The sequence below is a fragment of the Plantibacter sp. Leaf1 genome (genome assembly GCF_001421315.1).
Classification (GTDB): Bacteria; Actinomycetota; Actinomycetes; order Actinomycetales; family Microbacteriaceae; genus Plantibacter.
Genome location: NZ_LMJX01000003.1, coordinates 157,161 through 173,966 on the forward strand (window position 1 = coordinate 157,161; position 16,806 = coordinate 173,966).

At 71.7% G+C, this 16,806-nt stretch carries 15 protein-coding genes; 12 read left to right on the forward strand and 3 right to left on the reverse strand.

The annotated features are described in order from the left end of the window. Positions 1–1,359: 1,359 nt before the first annotated feature. Complete coding sequence (locus ASE44_RS18275; RefSeq protein ID WP_082456112.1) at positions 1,360–2,568, reverse strand: HAD-IA family hydrolase; 1,209 nt, start codon at positions 2,566–2,568, stop codon at positions 1,360–1,362. 332 nt (positions 2,569–2,900) lie between these two features. Between ASE44_RS18275 and ASE44_RS14685 the strand changes: the two genes are divergently transcribed. The 6 genes from ASE44_RS14685 to ASE44_RS14710 all read left to right on the forward strand — a co-directional run bounded on the left by ASE44_RS14685 (position 2,901) and on the right by ASE44_RS14710 (position 8,547). Further along, positions 2,901–3,962 carry a LacI family DNA-binding transcriptional regulator gene (locus ASE44_RS14685; RefSeq protein ID WP_056013025.1) on the forward strand — a complete coding sequence of 354 codons (1,062 nt, stop codon included), beginning with the start codon at positions 2,901–2,903 and terminating at the stop codon, positions 3,960–3,962. After that, positions 3,959–5,053 (forward strand): class I mannose-6-phosphate isomerase, encoded by a 1,095-nt coding sequence (locus ASE44_RS14690; RefSeq protein WP_056781536.1) that lies wholly within the window; start codon positions 3,959–3,961, stop codon positions 5,051–5,053. Before ASE44_RS14685 ends, ASE44_RS14690 begins: the two co-directional genes overlap by 4 nt. A gap of 133 nt (positions 5,054–5,186) precedes the next feature. Then, the gene (locus ASE44_RS14695; protein WP_056013020.1) at positions 5,187–5,948 is read left to right on the forward strand and encodes an ATP-binding cassette domain-containing protein; all 762 of its coding nucleotides are present in this window, start codon (positions 5,187–5,189) and stop codon (positions 5,946–5,948) included. Next, the gene (locus ASE44_RS14700; RefSeq protein WP_056013017.1) at positions 5,945–7,030 is read left to right on the forward strand and encodes an ABC transporter permease; all 1,086 of its coding nucleotides are present in this window, start codon (positions 5,945–5,947) and stop codon (positions 7,028–7,030) included. Before ASE44_RS14695 ends, ASE44_RS14700 begins: the two co-directional genes overlap by 4 nt. A 71-nt stretch (positions 7,031–7,101) precedes the next feature. Then, positions 7,102–8,097 (forward strand): ABC transporter substrate-binding protein, encoded by a 996-nt coding sequence (locus ASE44_RS14705; RefSeq protein ID WP_056013014.1) that lies wholly within the window; start codon positions 7,102–7,104, stop codon positions 8,095–8,097. 150 nt (positions 8,098–8,247) lie between these two features. After that, on the forward strand, positions 8,248–8,547 hold the full coding sequence (locus tag ASE44_RS14710; RefSeq protein WP_056013012.1) for a hypothetical protein: 300 nt from the start codon (positions 8,248–8,250) through the stop codon (positions 8,545–8,547). Positions 8,548–8,585: 38 nt separating this feature from the next. Here ASE44_RS14710 and ASE44_RS14715 read toward each other — a convergent pair whose 3' ends face one another. Both ASE44_RS14715 and ASE44_RS18595 read right to left on the reverse strand, forming a co-directional pair. After that, entirely contained in the window at positions 8,586–9,404 is an 819-nt protein-coding gene (locus ASE44_RS14715) for a class II fructose-bisphosphate aldolase (RefSeq protein ID WP_056781539.1), read from the reverse strand. Positions 9,405–9,459: 55 nt separating this feature from the next. Then, on the reverse strand, positions 9,460–10,230 hold the full coding sequence (locus ASE44_RS18595; RefSeq protein ID WP_056013009.1) for a DeoR/GlpR family DNA-binding transcription regulator: 771 nt from the start codon (positions 10,228–10,230) through the stop codon (positions 9,460–9,462). A gap of 132 nt (positions 10,231–10,362) precedes the next feature. Here ASE44_RS18595 and ASE44_RS18280 point away from each other — a divergent pair, with 132 nt between their 5' ends. From ASE44_RS18280 to ASE44_RS14750, 6 genes are read left to right on the forward strand one after another with little or no spacing between them, the layout of a single operon-like run. Beyond that, the gene (locus tag ASE44_RS18280; RefSeq protein WP_056781542.1) at positions 10,363–11,952 is read left to right on the forward strand and encodes an FGGY-family carbohydrate kinase; all 1,590 of its coding nucleotides are present in this window, start codon (positions 10,363–10,365) and stop codon (positions 11,950–11,952) included. Then, positions 11,949–12,734, forward strand: a complete 786-nt coding sequence (locus tag ASE44_RS14730) for a DeoR family transcriptional regulator (protein WP_056013003.1) — start codon at positions 11,949–11,951, stop codon at positions 12,732–12,734. The genes ASE44_RS18280 and ASE44_RS14730 overlap by 4 nt, the downstream gene beginning before the upstream one ends. Beyond that, positions 12,731–13,735, forward strand: a complete 1,005-nt coding sequence (locus tag ASE44_RS14735) for a 1-phosphofructokinase family hexose kinase (RefSeq protein ID WP_056781543.1) — start codon at positions 12,731–12,733, stop codon at positions 13,733–13,735. Before ASE44_RS14730 ends, ASE44_RS14735 begins: the two co-directional genes overlap by 4 nt. Then, positions 13,732–15,213 carry a rhamnulokinase family protein gene (locus ASE44_RS14740; RefSeq protein WP_056781546.1) on the forward strand — a complete coding sequence of 494 codons (1,482 nt, stop codon included), beginning with the start codon at positions 13,732–13,734 and terminating at the stop codon, positions 15,211–15,213. The genes ASE44_RS14735 and ASE44_RS14740 overlap by 4 nt, the downstream gene beginning before the upstream one ends. Beyond that, complete coding sequence (locus ASE44_RS14745) at positions 15,210–16,052, forward strand: class II aldolase/adducin family protein (RefSeq protein WP_082456114.1); 843 nt, start codon at positions 15,210–15,212, stop codon at positions 16,050–16,052. Before ASE44_RS14740 ends, ASE44_RS14745 begins: the two co-directional genes overlap by 4 nt. Beyond that, positions 16,049–16,795, forward strand: coding sequence for an SDR family oxidoreductase (locus ASE44_RS14750; RefSeq protein ID WP_056781550.1), 747 nt, complete (start codon positions 16,049–16,051; stop codon positions 16,793–16,795). The genes ASE44_RS14745 and ASE44_RS14750 overlap by 4 nt, the downstream gene beginning before the upstream one ends. The last annotated feature ends 11 nt before the right edge of the window (positions 16,796–16,806 follow it).

Below are 16,806 nucleotides of genomic sequence, written 5' to 3' on the forward strand. Positions count from 1 at the left end.
GTGGCTGTGCCGAGGCCGGTTTCGAGGGTGTCGTGGTCGACGCGGATGACGACGGACACGGGTGCGAGCTCGGTCGCGGCGCTGGAGCATCCGGCGGTGTGGCGGAAGATCTCGGTGAGCGCGATCGCGCGGCGCCGGTCGGTGGGGATCACCGACGGGCCCTCCGGCATGGGCGTGCCGGAGCCGTCGGGCTGATCGCCGGCGGTGTCGGCGGCGGTGTCAGGGCCGACGAACTGTGGTCGGCGCAGTCCGGCGCTGATGAGGGCGTCGAGGCCGGCGCGGACGAACGCGGCGCTTTCGGGGGCGAGTTCGGCGCGGAGGAGGGTCATGCCGGAGGGCAGTTCTCGGAGGGTGGCGCGTTCGGCTCGGCGGAGGAGTTCGTCGCGGNCTGGTCGAGGCGGGTGCGGACGAGCTTCGCGATCCGGACGACGTCCTGCAAAGGTGCGTGCGCGGCGTGCTCGACCGCGATCACGGTCGCGGCCTGCAGCTCGGCCGTGGCACAGATACGGCCCGCGTTCCGGAGCTCCCGGATGATGACGGCTGCGCCGTCGATGCTGAGCGGGGCGGGCACCGTGCCAGTAGCCTCGGCCTGTGCGGGCCCGGCACCGTCCGTTTCGGCAGAGACGGAGGAATCGTCGGCGGCTGGTGTCGCCTCGAGGGCGGCGGCGATGCTCGGGAAGGGGCACTCCTCCAGCTCGCCGAGAAGCCCGCGCGGCTGCGTGATCGCGGCGCCGACCTCAGCAATGACGGAGCCACGGGCACGTGCCACCCGCCACCGCTCCGACACCATCACGCCAGGGTTGGCGTAGCCGGCCGCCCGGACGAGGTTCCCGTCGCGGCCCGTGGGCGATGGGCGGAGCGCGATCGCCCCAGTGACCCGGGCGGCGAGCACCTCGACCGCGTGTTGCATGGCACCGAGTTCGTCGAGGACCCGGAACAGGGCCTCACCGTTCATGTTCTCGAGCTGCTCCGCGACACCCGAGCCGGCACGGATCGCGTCGAGCGCACCGTTCCACACGGCATCGAACCCGGCCGCGGCGGCGGCGAGGGGGTTCGGTGCGGTGCTGGTCATGGTTCCATCCAAACACGGACCACCGACACTGGAGCGGGTGACGAATATCCTGCTGATCTGGGTATTTATCCGACAGATGGAGTCTGATGATGGGTGCCTTCATGGCCCCGGGGATCGCCCTTCGACAAGCTCAGTGACCGGAGAAGCTCAAAGATCGGGATGGCCCTTCGACAAGCTCAGGGACCGGAGTCACGCTTGGCCGGGGAACGAGGCCGGGAGTGCCCTTTGACAGGCTCAGGGGCCGGACAAGCTCAGGGGCCGGGTCGCGGGATCAGGACCGGCCGGGGTCAGCCGAGCGACGCCGGGACGAGCCGGAAGCCACCCTCGGCCGCCGGTTCGAGTCGCAGCTGGAACAGGCCGTCGATGACGAGGTCGGCGTCGAGCTCGTGCGCCTCGTGCGTCCCCGCGATCCCGACCGTCCAGCATCCCGCGGCCCGCGCGGCGGCGAGCCCCGCCGGTGCGTCCTCGAACACGACGCACGGCTGCGCCTCCATGCCGAGCCGCGAGCGGCCGAGGAGGAACGGTTCCGGATCCGGCTTGCCCTTCGTGACGTCGTCGAAGGTCACCACGACCGCAGGCCGCACGAGTCCGGCGGCGGCGATCCGGTTCCCCGCGATGAGTCGGGTGCCGCTCGTGACGATCGCCTTCGCATCGTCACCGAGCGCCGCGAGGGCCTCCGCCGCCCCGGGGAGCGCGATGACGTCCGCGACCTCCTCGGCCTCGATCTCGATGATCCGTGCAAGCGCTCCAGCGACCTGCTCCGGCGGGAAGCTCGCAGCGAGCACCTGGGCCGCGGGCTGGCCGTGCCCCTCGGCGAGCAGGTCGACCTCCAGACCGTACTCGCGGGCGAGCTGCGCCCAAGACCGGTTCACAGCGGGCGTCGAGTCGATGAGCGTCCCATCGAGGTCGAAGAGCCCGGCGGCGAAGACCTGGCCGAAGATCGGCGCCGTCGCCTCAATCGTCCGTCCGAGGCCGAGCGCACGTTGGACGGCGGCGAGCTGCTGCGAGGTGGACAACGCCGCTTCGATCGACAGGTGCTCGATGGCGGGTGGCGTGTCGGTCGCCGGATCCACGATGTGCGAGTCGCGTTCGGCACCGCGCTCGGCCCGACGGGCGGCCAGCGTGGCGGCGTCAGCGTGCAGCCAGACGACCTTCGGGACGACCCCTGCCGCCTCGACGAGCGCGTCCCATTCGGCTCCGCCTCGCAGTTCCGCGGTGAAGGGGGCGACGAGCACCGCGCCGACGCCACTGTCGCGCTGGTCGGCGAGGACCGCGCGGAGCGCCGCGTATCGCGCCGGCCGCATCGTCGGACGCAGCACCGGGTCGTTCCAGTGCCGCGGTTCGGCGCCCTCGGGGTCGGAGACCGGGCCGAGGCCGTCGAGCAGCGGATTGGTGATCGTGTCGAGGTCGAGCAGCGGCAGTCGGAGGGCTCGCGCGAGCTCACGTCCGAGGGTGGTCTTGCCGCTTCCGGCTGCTCCTGCGACGACGACGATCACGCTGACTCCTCGATGATTCCGGGGTGGCGACCCACATCCGAGGGGCCTGAACGCCTCATCGATGCGAGTTCCAAATGAATTTGATCTCTTTCAGACAACGTTGCTTGACAACGTTGTCGGTGTGCGGTCAGTATAGGCGCACGAAGGAACGACGGGGTTCTGCAGCTGCACCACTCCGAACGATGACAACGCTGTCAGGAGGTGGAGCCCATGGGCACCTGCAACCCCGCGAACGCCGCGACCAGTCCGAACCGGACGGGTGCGCACGCGCTGCCGCTCCACCCCGACCGCACCGTCGGAACCGCTCCGTCGCATGACCGGTGGACCCGCTGATGCGGCCGCCCGGGATCAAGGATGTCGCTGCGCAGTCAGGCGTCAGCATCAAGACCGTCTCGCGAGTGGTGAACGGCGAAGCGTCCGTCCACCCCGAGACCAGAAGCCGCGTGCTCGAGGCGATCGATCGCCTCGGGTACGTGCCCAACACGGCCGCCCGCTCGTTGAAGTCCGGCACCGGTGGCGCGATCGGTGTGCTCATCGACTCGCTCGCCGACCCCTTCTTCGCCTCACTCGTGAGCGCCATCGAGGCCCGCGCGCTCAAGGAGGGCCTCAGCGTCCTTGTGGCGAGCACCGGGCTGGACGAGCGTCGCGAACGCGACCAGCTCACCGGCTTCATCGCCGGGCACCAGGTCGCCGGCGTGATCATCGCCCCGGTCGCCGCGGAGCTGCCCTACCTCGAAGCCTTCCGGAACGTGACCCCCGTCGTCGCCGTCGACCGCCCGCTGGCCGCCTTCGACAGCGTCGTGGTCGACGACTACGCCGCCACGCAGCTCGCCATCCGCCAGTTCGTGGAGCTCGGTCACACCCGCATCGCGTTCTACGACCGCGACGAGCGCTTCCTCACCATCCGCCGCCGCTACCAGGGGTACACCGACGTACTGGCCGAGGCCGGCATCGAGCTCGACCCGTCCCTCGTCTCCTGGACCATCGACGGCTCCCTCGACTACGCTGCCGAGACGGAGCGACTGCTCGGCCTCGACGACCCGCCCACCGCCTTCTTCGCCTCGAACGCGAAGGCCGCGATCGGCCTGACGACGTCCCTCCACCGCATCGGGCGCGAGGGGACGGCGCACATCGCGTTCGGTGACTTCATCCTCGCCGACGTGCTGCGACCGGCCGTCAGCTGCATCAACCAGGACCCGTTCGTCATCGGCACCGCCGCGATCGAACGGCTGCTGGAACTGCGCGAGTCGCCGACGGACGAGCCGCGCGAATGGATCGTCCCGACCTCGCTCGTCCCCCGCGGCTCCGGCGAGATCGCCGGACCGATGCGGCAGCACACCGTCGATGCGGACACCGCATCCACCACGACCATGGTCGGAGGACCAGCAGCATGAGCACGACCCAGCCCACGAGGCTCGCCCAGCCCACGCGACTCGCACCGAACCTCATCGAGCACTTCTACCGCGGCGGCGACCGGATCGCCGCCCTGCGCGGGATCGAGCAGCAGAGCGAGTTCCAGCCCGAGGAGTGGCTCGGTGCCACGGTGAGCCGCGCCGATCAGGAGCCCGGCGGTGCCATCGGCCTCGCCCGCACCGTCGACGGCGTCCTCCTCCGCGACCTCGTCGCCGCCGACCCCGAGCAGTGGACCGGCGCGGGACGCGACCACGGCACCGACGCCGCCGACACCGGCATCCTCGTGAAGCTGCTCGACGCCAGGCAGCGCCTGCCCGTCCACGTGCACCCCGACCGCGCCTTCGCGGCCTCGCACCTCGACTGCGCCTACGGCAAGACGGAGGCCTGGTTCATCCTCGACGCCGAGCCGGGTTCGGCCGTCCACCTCGGGTGGAGCGAGGACGTCGACCCCGAGGAACTCGACCGTCGCCGCGACGCCCAGGACAGCGAGTGGATGCTCGCCCACATGAACCGCATCGTCGTCGAACGCGGCATGGGCATCCTCGTCCCGGCCGGCACCGCACACGCGATCGACGGCGGGATCTTCCTCGCCGAGGTGCAGGAACCCACCGACCTCTCCATCCTGCTCGAGTGGTCGGTCACGACCTCGACGCGCGAGGAGTCCCACCTCGGGCTCGGTTTCGACACGGTGATGGGGGCGGTGTCGACGGCCGCGCTGCCCGAGTCGGAGATCGCCGGGCTCGTCGTCCAGCACGACCTCGACGCCCGGACGGACACGCCCGTCAGCCTGCTCCCCGCCGCCGCGGACCCCTACTTCCAGCTGTTCGCGGTCGCACCGGGCGCGGACGGCAGCGACCCCGTCGACGCCGGTTTCTCGGTCGCCCTCGCGCTCAGCGGCGCCGGGTCGCTCACGCCGGAGGACGGCGCGGAACCGGTCGCGGTGTCCGCCGGCGAGGTCCTCGCGGTGCCCGCCGGGTTCGGTCCGTGGACCGTCACCGGCGAGGCCACCGTGCTCGTCGCAGGACCCGGAGCCGGTTGGCCGGCGAGCCTCACCGCGGGAGGCATCCGATGACGCCCCCGCTGAACGCAGGACCCAGGACCACCAGTCACCCGAACACCCCACACCACCGCCCCGAACGGCGGTACGACAGCCACCACACGCCGGACCCATCCACCGGGACCGGCTGGAAAGGAACGAGAACGACATGACGACTCCCGTCTTGGAGGCCAGAGGCCTCACCCGGCAGTTCGGGCACGTCCGTGCCCTCGACGAAGCGGACTTCGAGGTCTACCCCGGCGAGGTCACCGCCCTCATCGGCGACAACGGCGCCGGCAAGTCCACGCTGGTCAAGGCCCTCTCCGGCAACCTCGCGGTCGACAGCGGTGTGATCAAGTTCGAAGGCGAACCGATCACCCTCACCTCGCCCATGCAGTCGAGCTCGCTCGGCATCGAGACGGTCTACCAGGACCTCGCCCTCGCCCCGCACCTCGACCCCGTGCAGAACGTGTACCTCGGCCGCGAGATCATGCGCCCGGGCCTCGGCGGCCTGCTCGGCCTCATGAACGTGAAGGAGATGAGCAAGCAGTCGCGTCACGCCTTCGACGAACTCGGCGCGACCGTCCGCTCGCTCACCGACCCGGTCGGTGCCATGTCCGGTGGTCAGCGCCAGGCGATCGCCATCGCCCGCGCCGTGCACTGGGCCAACAAGGTCGTCTTCCTCGACGAGCCGACGGCCGCCCTCGGCGTCCGCCAGACGAAGAACGTCCTCGAGACGATCCGCCGCGTCCGCGACAAGGGCATCGCGGTCGTCTTCATCAGCCACTCGATGCCGCACGTCATGGAGGTGTCCGACCGGGTGCAGGTGCTCCGGCTCGGCCACCGCGCGGCGACGGTCGACACGAAGGACACGAACATGGAAGAACTCGTCGGTCTGATGACCGGTGCCAGCACGAGGAACGTCGCATGAGCGCGGTGAAGCAAGCCGAGATGGGGCCGGAGACGACCGCCATCGAGACGGCCAAGGATCGGGAGACCCCGATCCGGAAGCTCTTCAAGGCGCAGGCCTTCCAGATCTTCATCGTCCTCCTCGTCGTCATCGCGATCTTCTCCGCGATCGCCCCCGACACCTTCGCGCAGCTGTCGAACCTGCGGCTCGTCGTGCAGAACGCGTCGATCCTCGCGGTGCTCGGCGTCGGCATGACGTACGTCATCATCACCTCGGGCATCGACCTGTCCATCGGCTCCGTCCTCGTCTTCTCGGGCGTCGTGTCCGCGACGACGATGCGGGCCATGGGCGGCGACGACTGGGGGACCGCGATCGTCGGCATCCTCGTGTCGATCGGTGTCGGCATCGTCTGGGGCACGTTCAACGGCCTCCTCATCTCCAAGGCGAAGGTGCCGCCGCTGATCGTCACCCTCGGTAGCCTCGGCATGGCGCTCGGCCTCGCCCAGATCCTCACCGGCGGTGTCGACATCCGCGAGGTGCCGTCGGTGCTCACCGACTCGATCGGTTACGGCAACATCTTCGGCGCCGTCCCGATCATCTCCGTCATCGCGCTCGTCGTCGTCATCATCGGCGCCCTCGTGCTCCACAAGACGAAGTTCGGCCTCTACACCTACGCGGTGGGCTCGAGCGAAGAGGCGGCGCGACGCGTCGGCGTGAAGGTCGACCGTCACCTCATCCGCATCTACGCCATCTCGGGTGGACTCGCGGGTCTCGCCGGCATCCTGTCGCTGTCGCAGTTCGGCACGACCGCGATCGCCGGTCAGTCGCAGACGAATCTGAACGTCATCGCCGCGGTCGTCATCGGTGGCACCTCGCTCTTCGGTGGCTACGGCACGATCTTCGGCACCGTCGTCGGTCTGTTCATCCCCGCCGTCCTCCAGAACGGCTTCGTCATCACCGGCGTGCAGCCCTTCTGGCAGCAGGTCGCGGTCGGCGCCGTCCTCATCCTGGCCGTCTACGTCGACCAGGTCCGTCGTTCCTCCGCAGCCCGCGGCGGATCCACCAGCTTCTGGCGAGCCCTCGTCAGCAGGAAGAAGAAATAGCCCCCAACAGTTCGATCCTCCCCAGCACCATCCCTAGTAGTCCAGCAGTTCAAGAGAAACGGGTAATCACAATGAAGTGGAAGAAGTCAGTTCTCGGAGTCCTCGCGCTCGGCGCGTCGGCAGGCCTCATGCTCACCGGGTGTTCCGGTGGCGCGAGCTCGGGCGGCAGCAGCGCAGGCGCAGGTTCCGACGGCTACAAGATCGCGTTCATCCAGGGCGTTGCAGGCGACGAGTTCTACATCTCGATGCAGTGCGGTATCGAGTCGGCGGCGAAGGACGCCGGTGCCACGGTCACCACCCAGGGCCCGGAGAAGTTCGACCCGACGCTGCAGAAGCCGCTCGTCGACTCGGTCGTCGCCTCGAAGCCGGACGCGATCCTCGTCGCCCCGACCGATGTGAAGGCCATGGAGGCTCCGCTGAAGGCTGCTGCCGACGCGGGCATCAAGGTCGTCCTCGTCGACACCACGGTCGACGACCCGTCGTTCGCGGTCTCGCAGATCTCGAGCGACAACAAGGGCGGCGGCGCTGCGGCGTTCGACGCGATCAAGGAAGCACACCCCGAGGGCGGCAAGGTCCTCGTGGTCTCGGTCGACCCCGGCATCTCGACCACGGACGCCCGTGCCGAGGGCTTCCAGGAAGCGGTCAAGGGCGATGACAAGTTCACCGACCTCGGTGTGCAGTACAGCCACAACGAGCCGTCCACGGCTGCTGAGATCGTGACCGCGGCGCTCCAGAAGGACCCCGACATCGTGGGCATCTTCGCAGCGAACCTGTTCGCGGCTGAAGGCTCCGCGACCGGTGTCAAGCAGGCCGGCAAGGAGGACTCGGTCACCATCGTCGGGTTCGACGCGGGTCCCGCCCAGGTCAAGCAGCTGAAGGAGGGCACCGTCCAGGCGCTCGTCGCTCAGGAGCCGGCCACCATCGGCAAGGACGGCGTCGCCCAGGCGATCGCGGCCCTCAACGGTGACAAGGTCGAGGCCAAGATCGAGACCGGCTTCACCATCATCACCAAGGACAACGTCGACGGCGACGCGAAGGATGCCGTCTACCAGTCCAAGTGCGGCTAGGCCCGAAGGCCACCCCGCACCACAGACCGCGACGGCGTCGGAGCTTCGAGCTCCGGCGCCGTCGCGCTGCGTCCGGAAGCATCCGTTCCCGATGAGCGGGCGATTCGCTCCGCCTCGACGCCACCCTCCACGGGGTGCGAGAATCGCGACATGACCCAGGTGATCGTCGCGGCGACCGCGGTGCAGCGGATGTCCGACGAATCTCCGGGACGGATCGAGGCCGAGATCGTGGATGCAGCGGGGCGAGCCCACCGCCTGGTCATCACGGTCCCCGAACGCGCGAGCCATGCGGCCACCGCGTCGACCGACGTCCCGTTCCGACTCGGGCTCCGGGCCGAGTACGTGCGTATGGAGGGACGAACCGTGGAGGTCCGCTTCGCGGACGGCGTCACCACCACCGAGGGCCTCGGCGGGGTCTGCCTGGACCCGGACATCGTCCACTGGTTGTGAACGACTCGATCGACTGACGGTCGCGTCGGCGACGAGTCCTAGGCGACGAGGGCGAGGAGCCGCGCGACCTCGGCGGCGACGGCGTCACGGGCGGGCCCGAGGTACTTCCGCGGGTCGACGAGCGACGGGTCGGCGTCCAACCGCTCGCGCACGGCGCGGGTGAAGATCCCGTTGATGTGCGTCGAGATGTTGATCTTCCGCATGCCCGCGTCCACCGCCCGCACGAGGTCCGCATCGCTCACGCCGCTCGAACCGTGCAGGACGAGCGGGACCGGGACGGCCGACGCGAGTTCGCGGATGAGCCCGAAGTCGAGGGTCGCGCTCCGCGACGTCATCGCGTGCGAGCTGCCGACCGCGACCGCGAGCCCGTCCACCCTCGTGGCCTCGACGAACGCGACCGCGTCGTCCACGTCCGTGCGGACGCCGGGCGTGTGCGCGCCACCCTTGCCGCCGATCGCCCCGAGTTCGGCCTCGACCCACACCCCCTGCGCCTGCGCCGCGCGGGCGACCGCTGCGGTGCGTTCGCGGTTCTCGGCGTCGGGCAAGGTCGCGGCGTCGAACATGACCGAGGTGAAGCCGAGCCGGACCGCCTCCTCCACGAGCGCTTCGTCCTCGGCGTGATCGAGGTGGACGGCCGTCGCGGTGCCGGCCCCACGTGCGAGCTCCAGGCTCGCGAGCCCGATCGGCGCGAGGCCGCCGTGGTACTTCGCCGCGTTCTCCGAGACCTGCAGGATGACGCCCCGGCCCGCGAGCTCGGCGCCGCGGAGGATGGCCTCGCCGTGTTCGAGCTGGACGACGTTGAAGGCGAGCACGGCGCGCTGCGCGTCGAGGAGCGCGGCGGTGGAGACGAGCGTCATGGTGGTTCCTCTCGGGATGCACACGGGACGATCAACCCGGTGCCGGTGTGGATGGTCAGGTGGTGGCCAGCAGCAGCTCGGGACCGCTCTCGGCGAGCGCGTCGACGGTGTCAGGGTCGATCCCGTCGTCGGTCACGATCTGGTCGAACTCGTCGAGCCCCGCGGCGCGGTGGAACGAGGTGGTGCCGAACTTCGCGGCGGTGACGGCGAGGATGCGTCGCCTGGAGATAGCGAGCATCGCCCGCTTCACCTCGGCCTCCTCGGGCAGGGTCGTCGTGGCTCCGGCGGTGAGCCCAACCCCGTTGGCGCCGAGCACGGCGACGTCGGCATGGAGGCCCGACAGCCGTTCGACGGTCCACGCGCCGACGGTCGCCTGCGTGACGGCGCGGACCCGTCCGGGCAGGGCGAGCACGGTGAGTCGCGGTCGGCCACCGAGCAGGGCCACGATCGGCAGGCTGTTCGTCACCACGAGGAGTCGGCTGGCGTGGGGGAGGAGTGCGGCGACCTCGAGGGTCATCGCGCCGGAGTCGAGGAGGACGACCCCTTCCGCGGGGAGCTGCTCGACGACGAGCCGGGCGACGGCGGCGCGCTCGATGCGCTCGCCCTCGCGGCGTCGTTGGAGGCTGGGCTCGAATGCGGATCGTCGGGTGAGGACCGCGCCACCATGGTGGCGGCGGATGAGCCCCTGTCGCTCGAGCACCGCGAGGTCGCGCCGGATGGTCTCCGGCGTGACGCCGAGTCGGCTGCTCAGCTCGGCGACCAACAGAGCACCGTCGCCGTGGCGGGCGCCCGCGAGGATCGCGGCGTGACGCTCTGCTGGGTACATGACTACTCCGTCCGGTCCGGCCAGCGTATCCGAATCTGTCCGATATCCCTTCCGATTCGGTGGGATCGGTGCAAAGATCAACATGATCGGGCGCACCCGACGACGACGATGACGACGAACGGAAGGCCGCCGATGGCTGAGCACGGGCCGCACAGCGCACCCCACGAGTCGGGGTCGCGGTTCCTGCTCGGGATCGACGTCGGGCAGACCGCCGTCAAGGCCGTCCTGCACGACGAGCGGTTGCGGCCGGTCGCCGTCGCTCGGCGCGCGAGCCCCGTCGACCGTCCGGTCGCCCGGCACGCCGAGCGGTCGCAGGACGCCCTGTGGGCCGCGGTCGCCGACGCGGTCTCGGAGGTGATGGCGACGGCGGGTGTCGACCCGAACCTGGTCGCCGCCGTCGGGATCACGGGCCACGGCGACGGCCTGCACCTCGTGACCGCTGCGGGAGCGCCCGTCGGCCCGGCCATCACGGCGATGGACTCCCGGGCGCACGTCGAGGCCGCTGAACTCGCGGCCGATCTGGACCGGCTGCGCGTGGTGCTCGAACGCTCCGGACAGCTGCCGACGCCGGGCGCCGCCGGCAACCTCCTCCGCTGGCTGCTCCGGCACGACCCGGAACGCGTCGAGCAGGCGGACGCGATGCTCTTCTGCAAGGACGTGGTCCGCCTGCGGCTCACCGGTGAGATCTCCACCGACTACTCCGACGCCTGCGCCTCCTTCCTGGACGTCGGGACCGCCACCTGGAGCGCCGAGGTCCTCGACGCCTACGGCCTGCCCGCCGAACTGCTCCGCCTGCTGCCGCCGATCAACCCGAGTGGCACGATCGTCGGGCGGGTGCTCCCAGCGGCCGCCGCGAGCACGGGCCTCGTCGCCGGGACGCCGGTCGTCTCGGGGCTCCACGACGTGCAGGCCTCGTCGATCGGCATGGGAGCGCTCGTCCCCGGGCGACTCGCCCTCGTGGCCGGCTCGTTCAGCACCAACGGTGTGACGACGACCCAGCCCGACGTGGACGCGCGGTGGCAGTCCCGCCTCTCGATCACCCCGGACCTGCGGATCGCGATGTCCACCTCGGCGACCGCATCGCCCTCCTTCGACTGGACGCTCCGGCTGCTCGGCGTGACCGACGCCGCCGGCCGCGACGCGCTGATCGCCGAGGCCGCGGCGCTCCCTCCGGAGGAGCAGGTGCCGCTCGTGCTGCCCTTCCAATCGGACTCGCCGCTCGGCGCCGAAGCGTCTGCCACGCTCGCCGGGGTCCGTGACTGGCACACCCGGGCGCATGTGCTGCGCGCAGCCCTCGAGGGCATCGTGCTCATGCACCGCTGGCACACCCGGGCGCTCGGCGAACGGTTCCGGTGGGACGAGCCGATCGTCCTCGGCGGTGGCCTCGCGCGGTCGCCGCTGTACGTGCAACTCGTGGCCAACGCGCTTCGAGCGCCGGTGACGGTCGTCGACTCCGAGGAGGCAGGTGCCCTCGGCGCCGCGATCGTCGCCGGGGTCGCGACCGGGCTCCTGCCGTCAGTGGAACAGGCCCAGCACGACGTCGTCCGACACGCACCCGCCGTCCTGCCGACGGACGCCTCGGCCGCCTACTGGGCCGGGGTCGGAACCGCGTTCGACGAGCTCGTCGAGGCCATCGGCCCCTGGTGGCGACGGCGGGGCGAGGAGTCGAGCCCCGACGGTCCGGCGTCCGAACGCGACGACCGTGCCGGGGCGGGACGATGAGCGCCTCCGTCGGCGGTCGTGGCACTGCCACGTCCAGCCCGGTGGACGACCGGCGGCGGGAGATCCTCACCCGACTCGATCAGGACGGGCGGGTCGAGGTCGGCGTGCTCGCCGCAAGCCTCGGCGTGACCGAGGAGACGATCCGACGCGACCTCCGCGTCCTCGAACTCGACGGACGCCTCCGACGCGCGCACGGCGGTGCGGTGCGAGTCGACCTCGACCCGGGCCAGGACTCCGGGGCGTCCGGTGCGCTCGCCGCGCGGGCGAGGACCCTGGTCGATCCGGGCTCAGCGGTCTTCCTCGGCGCGGGATCCGCCTGCGAGGCGCTCGCCGCCGGCCTCGCGACGACCGCCGGGACCGTCATCGTGACCGGTTCGGTGCCGGTCGCGCTGGCCGCGGCCGCTGCCGAGGAATCGGCCGTCGTCCACCTCGTCGGCGGGACGGCGGACGGGCGCGGTGTCCTCACCGGCGCCTGGGCGCGCGAGCAGCTCGCCGGCCTCCGCCTCGACGTCGCGGTCGTCGAGGCGCTCGGTGTCTCCGCGGACGGCCGACTGCTCCACGCCTCGCCGGAGGAGGCGGCGGTCGTCGCGGCCGCGGTCGAGCTCGCCTCCACGGCGATCCTGCTGGGCGACCCCGCGACGTTCGGGGCTGACGGCCTCGCGGCGTCCGTCCCGGCCGCCCGCCTCGACGTGGCGGTGGTGCATCATGGCGTCGACGAACCGACCCTCGACGCCCTCCTCACGACCGGCGTCCGCGTCGAGACGATCGGGGTCGGCGCATGAGCGGCATCGTGACGGTCACGCCGGCGGCCGCGATCGACCAGACCTACCGCGTCGACGGGCTGCGACTCGGCGACGTCAACCGGGCGGTCGGCGTCTCGACCGAGCTGAGCGGGAAGGGCGTCAACGTCGCCAGGGCCGTCACCCTCTCACGGTTGCCCGTCCGAGCCGTCGTCCCGATGGGGGAGGACGGCCGGATCCTCGCGGCCGACCCCGCCCTGCAGCCCCTGCTCGCCGTGGTTCCGACCGACGGACGGACCCGGGTGAACACGACGATCCTCGACGACGCGACCGGGACGACCAAGGTGAACGAGCCGGCGATCCCGTTGCGGGCCGCCGACTGGGCAGCGGTCGTCGTGGCGTCGGTGCGCGAGATCGACCGGATCGGCGCGGACTGGCTGGTCCTCTCCGGGACGATCCCCACGGTCGTGGAGGGCGGCGGGCTCGTCGACATCCTCGAGCTGCTGCGGGAGGCCGGGGGTCGCGGAGCGCGCGTCGCCGTGGACACCGCCGGCGTGGCCCTCGAGACCGCCGTCGCGAACCTCGACCTCGTGCACCTGCTGAAACCGAACGCCCACGAACTCGCCGAACTCACCGGCCGGGAATTGCTGACGATCGGTGACGTCGCCGCGGCGGCCGATGAGTTGCACCGGGCCGGCTGCGACCTCGTCTACGTGAGCATGGGCGCCGACGGTGCGCTCGTGCGGTCGTCCGCCGGCCTGTGGCACGCCCACACCGCCGCAACCGTCGTGAACACCGCCGGTGCCGGAGACGCGTCACTTGCCGGCTTCCTCGTCGGCCTCCGCGGGCGGGACGGGCAGGACGATCCGGCGACCGCCGTCGCGACGGCCGCCGCCTGGGGTGCGCTCGCGGTGTCGAGCGCGACGACGGTCCTCACCTCGCTCGACGGCGCACCGCTCCCGATCGCCGTCCGAGACCCCGACGCGGCGACGCCCCTGCGCGAACCGGCGACCCCACCCCGGTCGGAGGTCGAGCCGCGATGACCGCCTCCGCCGTCCCGAGCTTCCACGCGGCCGTCGACCTCGGTGCGTCGAGCGGTCGTGTCATCCTCGGGCGGTGGGACGGCGAGCATCTCCGGCTCGTCGAGGTGCACCGCTTCCCGAACGGCCCGGTCGTGCGCGACGGACGGCTCGTGTGGGACGCCGAGCGGTTGTTCGAGGAGACGCTGATCGGGCTCGCAGCGGCGGTCCGGCACGCGGAGGCGGCGGGTGGCGCGCTCGACGGCATCGGGATCGACAGCTGGGGTGTCGACGTCGGCCTGCCCGTTCTGGGCACCTCGCGTCGTGCCTCGTCCGTCCCCGAGGTCCGGCACCATCGCGGTGCCGACGAGTACGAGCCGGAGCGCGCCGCGGCCCTCGTCGACCCCGCCGCGGCGTACGCGGTCACCGGCGTGATCGAACACCCGATCAACACCGCCTTCCAGCTCCGGTCGCTCGCTGCGGGCTCGAAGGCCGGGCCACCGCCGTCCCAGGCACCGACCGTCCTGCTCGTCCCCGACCTCTGGGTGTGGCTGCTCACCGGCGTCGTCGGTGCCGAGCGGACGATCGCCTCCACGACGCAGCTGCTCGACCAGCGCTCCGGCGACTGGGCGGGATCGCTCGTCGAGCGGTGGGGGCTCGGCGGATTCCGTTACCCGCCCGTGGTCGCACCGGGCACCCTGGTCGGCTCGACGACCCCCGAGATCACGGCCCGCCTGGGCGCGCGCGCCGCGATCCCCGTCCACCGGGTCGCCGAGCACGACACGGCGTCGGCGCTCGCGTTCGCCCGCCCGGACGGCGCCGAGCTGCTCGTCTCGAGCGGCAGCTGGTCGCTCGCCGGCGTGTGTCTCGCCGAGCCGGTCCTCAGTGAACCGGCGCGGCTGGCCGGCTTCACCAACGAGGTGGGCGCCGCGGGATCGTCGCTCCTTCTCCGCAACCTCTCGGGGATGTGGCTGCTCACCGAGTGCGCGCGGGCCTGGTCGGAGGAGGACGGACACGTCGTCGACGCGGTGGCGCTCGTCGCCGCGGCGACGGTGGCCGCCGAGTCGGCCGAGGCCGTCCCGCCGACGGTGTTCGACGTGGCCGACCCCCGGCTCCTCGTCCCCGGCGACATGCCGGCCCGCATCACGGCGCTCTGCCGAGCGGCTGGAGGGACCCCGCCGAGCGGTCGCGTGGACCTCGTCCGCAGTGTCATCGAGAGCCTCGCCGCCGCGTACGCCGCGACCGGGCGGGCCGCTGCGGCCCTGACCGGCGTCCCGATCCGTTCGGTCCGCATCGTCGGCGGCGGATCCCGCGACCGGCTGCTCTGCGCGCGCACCGCGGAGCTGACGGGCCTGCCGGTCACCGCCGGCCCCGCCGAAGCCTCCGCGCTCGGCAACCTCGCCGTGCAACTCGTGGCCGCCGGCCGCGCTCCGTCGCTCGACGCCGTGTACCGCGGTCACCGCGACGACCCCGCCGACGATCAGGGACAGGGACCGACATGACACACCCCACCGACCGGCCGGAGATCGAGACGGAGCCGCGTGCACGGCTCGCGACCTTCTCCCGGGAACTCGGCCGCCCGGATCGTGCGTGGGCGCTGCTCGCCGAGGGCAACACCTCGCTCCTGCTCCCGGGCGCCGACACCCCGACCATGCTCGTGAAGGCGAGTGGCACGTCGATGGCCACCGCGACCCCCGACGACGCCGTCCGGCTGGAGCTCCCACCCGTCCTCGAACTCGTCGACGCCGACACGGGAGGCGACGCCGAGGTCGGTGCGCTCTTCGACGCGGTGGCCAGTGCCGGGAACGGCAGACGGCCCTCCGTCGAGGCCATCCTCCACGCCGTCTGTCTCGATCTGCCCGGCGTCGCCGCGGTCGGTCACACCCATCCCGTCCCCGTCAACGCGCTCCTCTGCTCGGTGTCGGCGGAGGCGTTGACCCGCGGCTCGCTGTTCCCCGACCAGATCGTCGTGCTCGGCCCCGATCCGCTGCTCGTGCCCTACGTCGACCCGGGGCTGGGGCTCGCCCGCGTGGTCCGACGCCTCCTGCGCGAGCGGATCGAGGCGACCGGCCGGGTGCCCAAGGTCGTCTACCTGCGCAACCACGGCATGTTCGCGCTCGGATCCGACAGCGCAGAGGTCCTGCGGATCACCGAGATGGCGGTCAAGGTCGCCCAGGTGCTCCTCGGCGCGCTGGCGGTGGGCGGCCCCGTGTACCTCGACGACGACGCGGTCGCGCGGATCGACACGCGACCCGACGAACTCCTCCGGCGCGCCGCCCTGGCGTCGCCGGGACCGACGACGAACCGTGCCACGACGGCACAGGACGGGGCCGACGCATGACCGGACCGAACGGCACCATCGACCTCGCCGGGCAGGTCGCCATCATCACCGGTGCCTCCTCCGGCATCGGCCGGTCGTACGCGCAGGCGCTCGCGGCGGTGGGCGTGCGCACCGTCCTCGTCGGTCGCTCCACCGAGCGGCTCACGGCCGTCGCCGACGCCCTCCCGACCGAGAGCGTGTTCCTCGCCGGCGACCTCGCCGATCCCGCCGTCTCCGAACAGGCCGTCGCGCTCGCCCTCGCCGCCTTCGGTCGCCTCGACATCGTCCTCGCGAACGCCGGGCTCTACGTCGGCGGCGACGTCGCCGACACCCCGATGACGGCGATCCAGGAGCTCGTCGGTGTCAACGTCCTCGGCGCGATGGCGACTGTGCGGGCCGCGCTGCCCCACCTCATCGGGCAGGGGTCCGGCGACGTCCTCGTGACGAGCTCGGTGTCGGGCCACCAGGACATCCACTGGGAGCCGGTGTACTCCGCCACGAAACACGCCATGCAGTCGTTCGTCCACACCACCCGGCGGAACCTCGTCGGGTCGGGGGTGCGGATGGGCGCGGTCGCCCCCGGCGTGGTGCTCAACGAGCTGTGGGGGATCGCGGAGGGCGCTTCCGGCGTGGAGGACCAGGTCGCTGCACGGACCGGCATCCGCTCGGAGGATGTGGCCGACGCGGTGCGCTTCATGCTCACCCGCCCCCGCCATGTCACCATCCGCGACCTCGTGATCCTCCCGACGGACCAGGAGATCTGACCGCCGTGCCC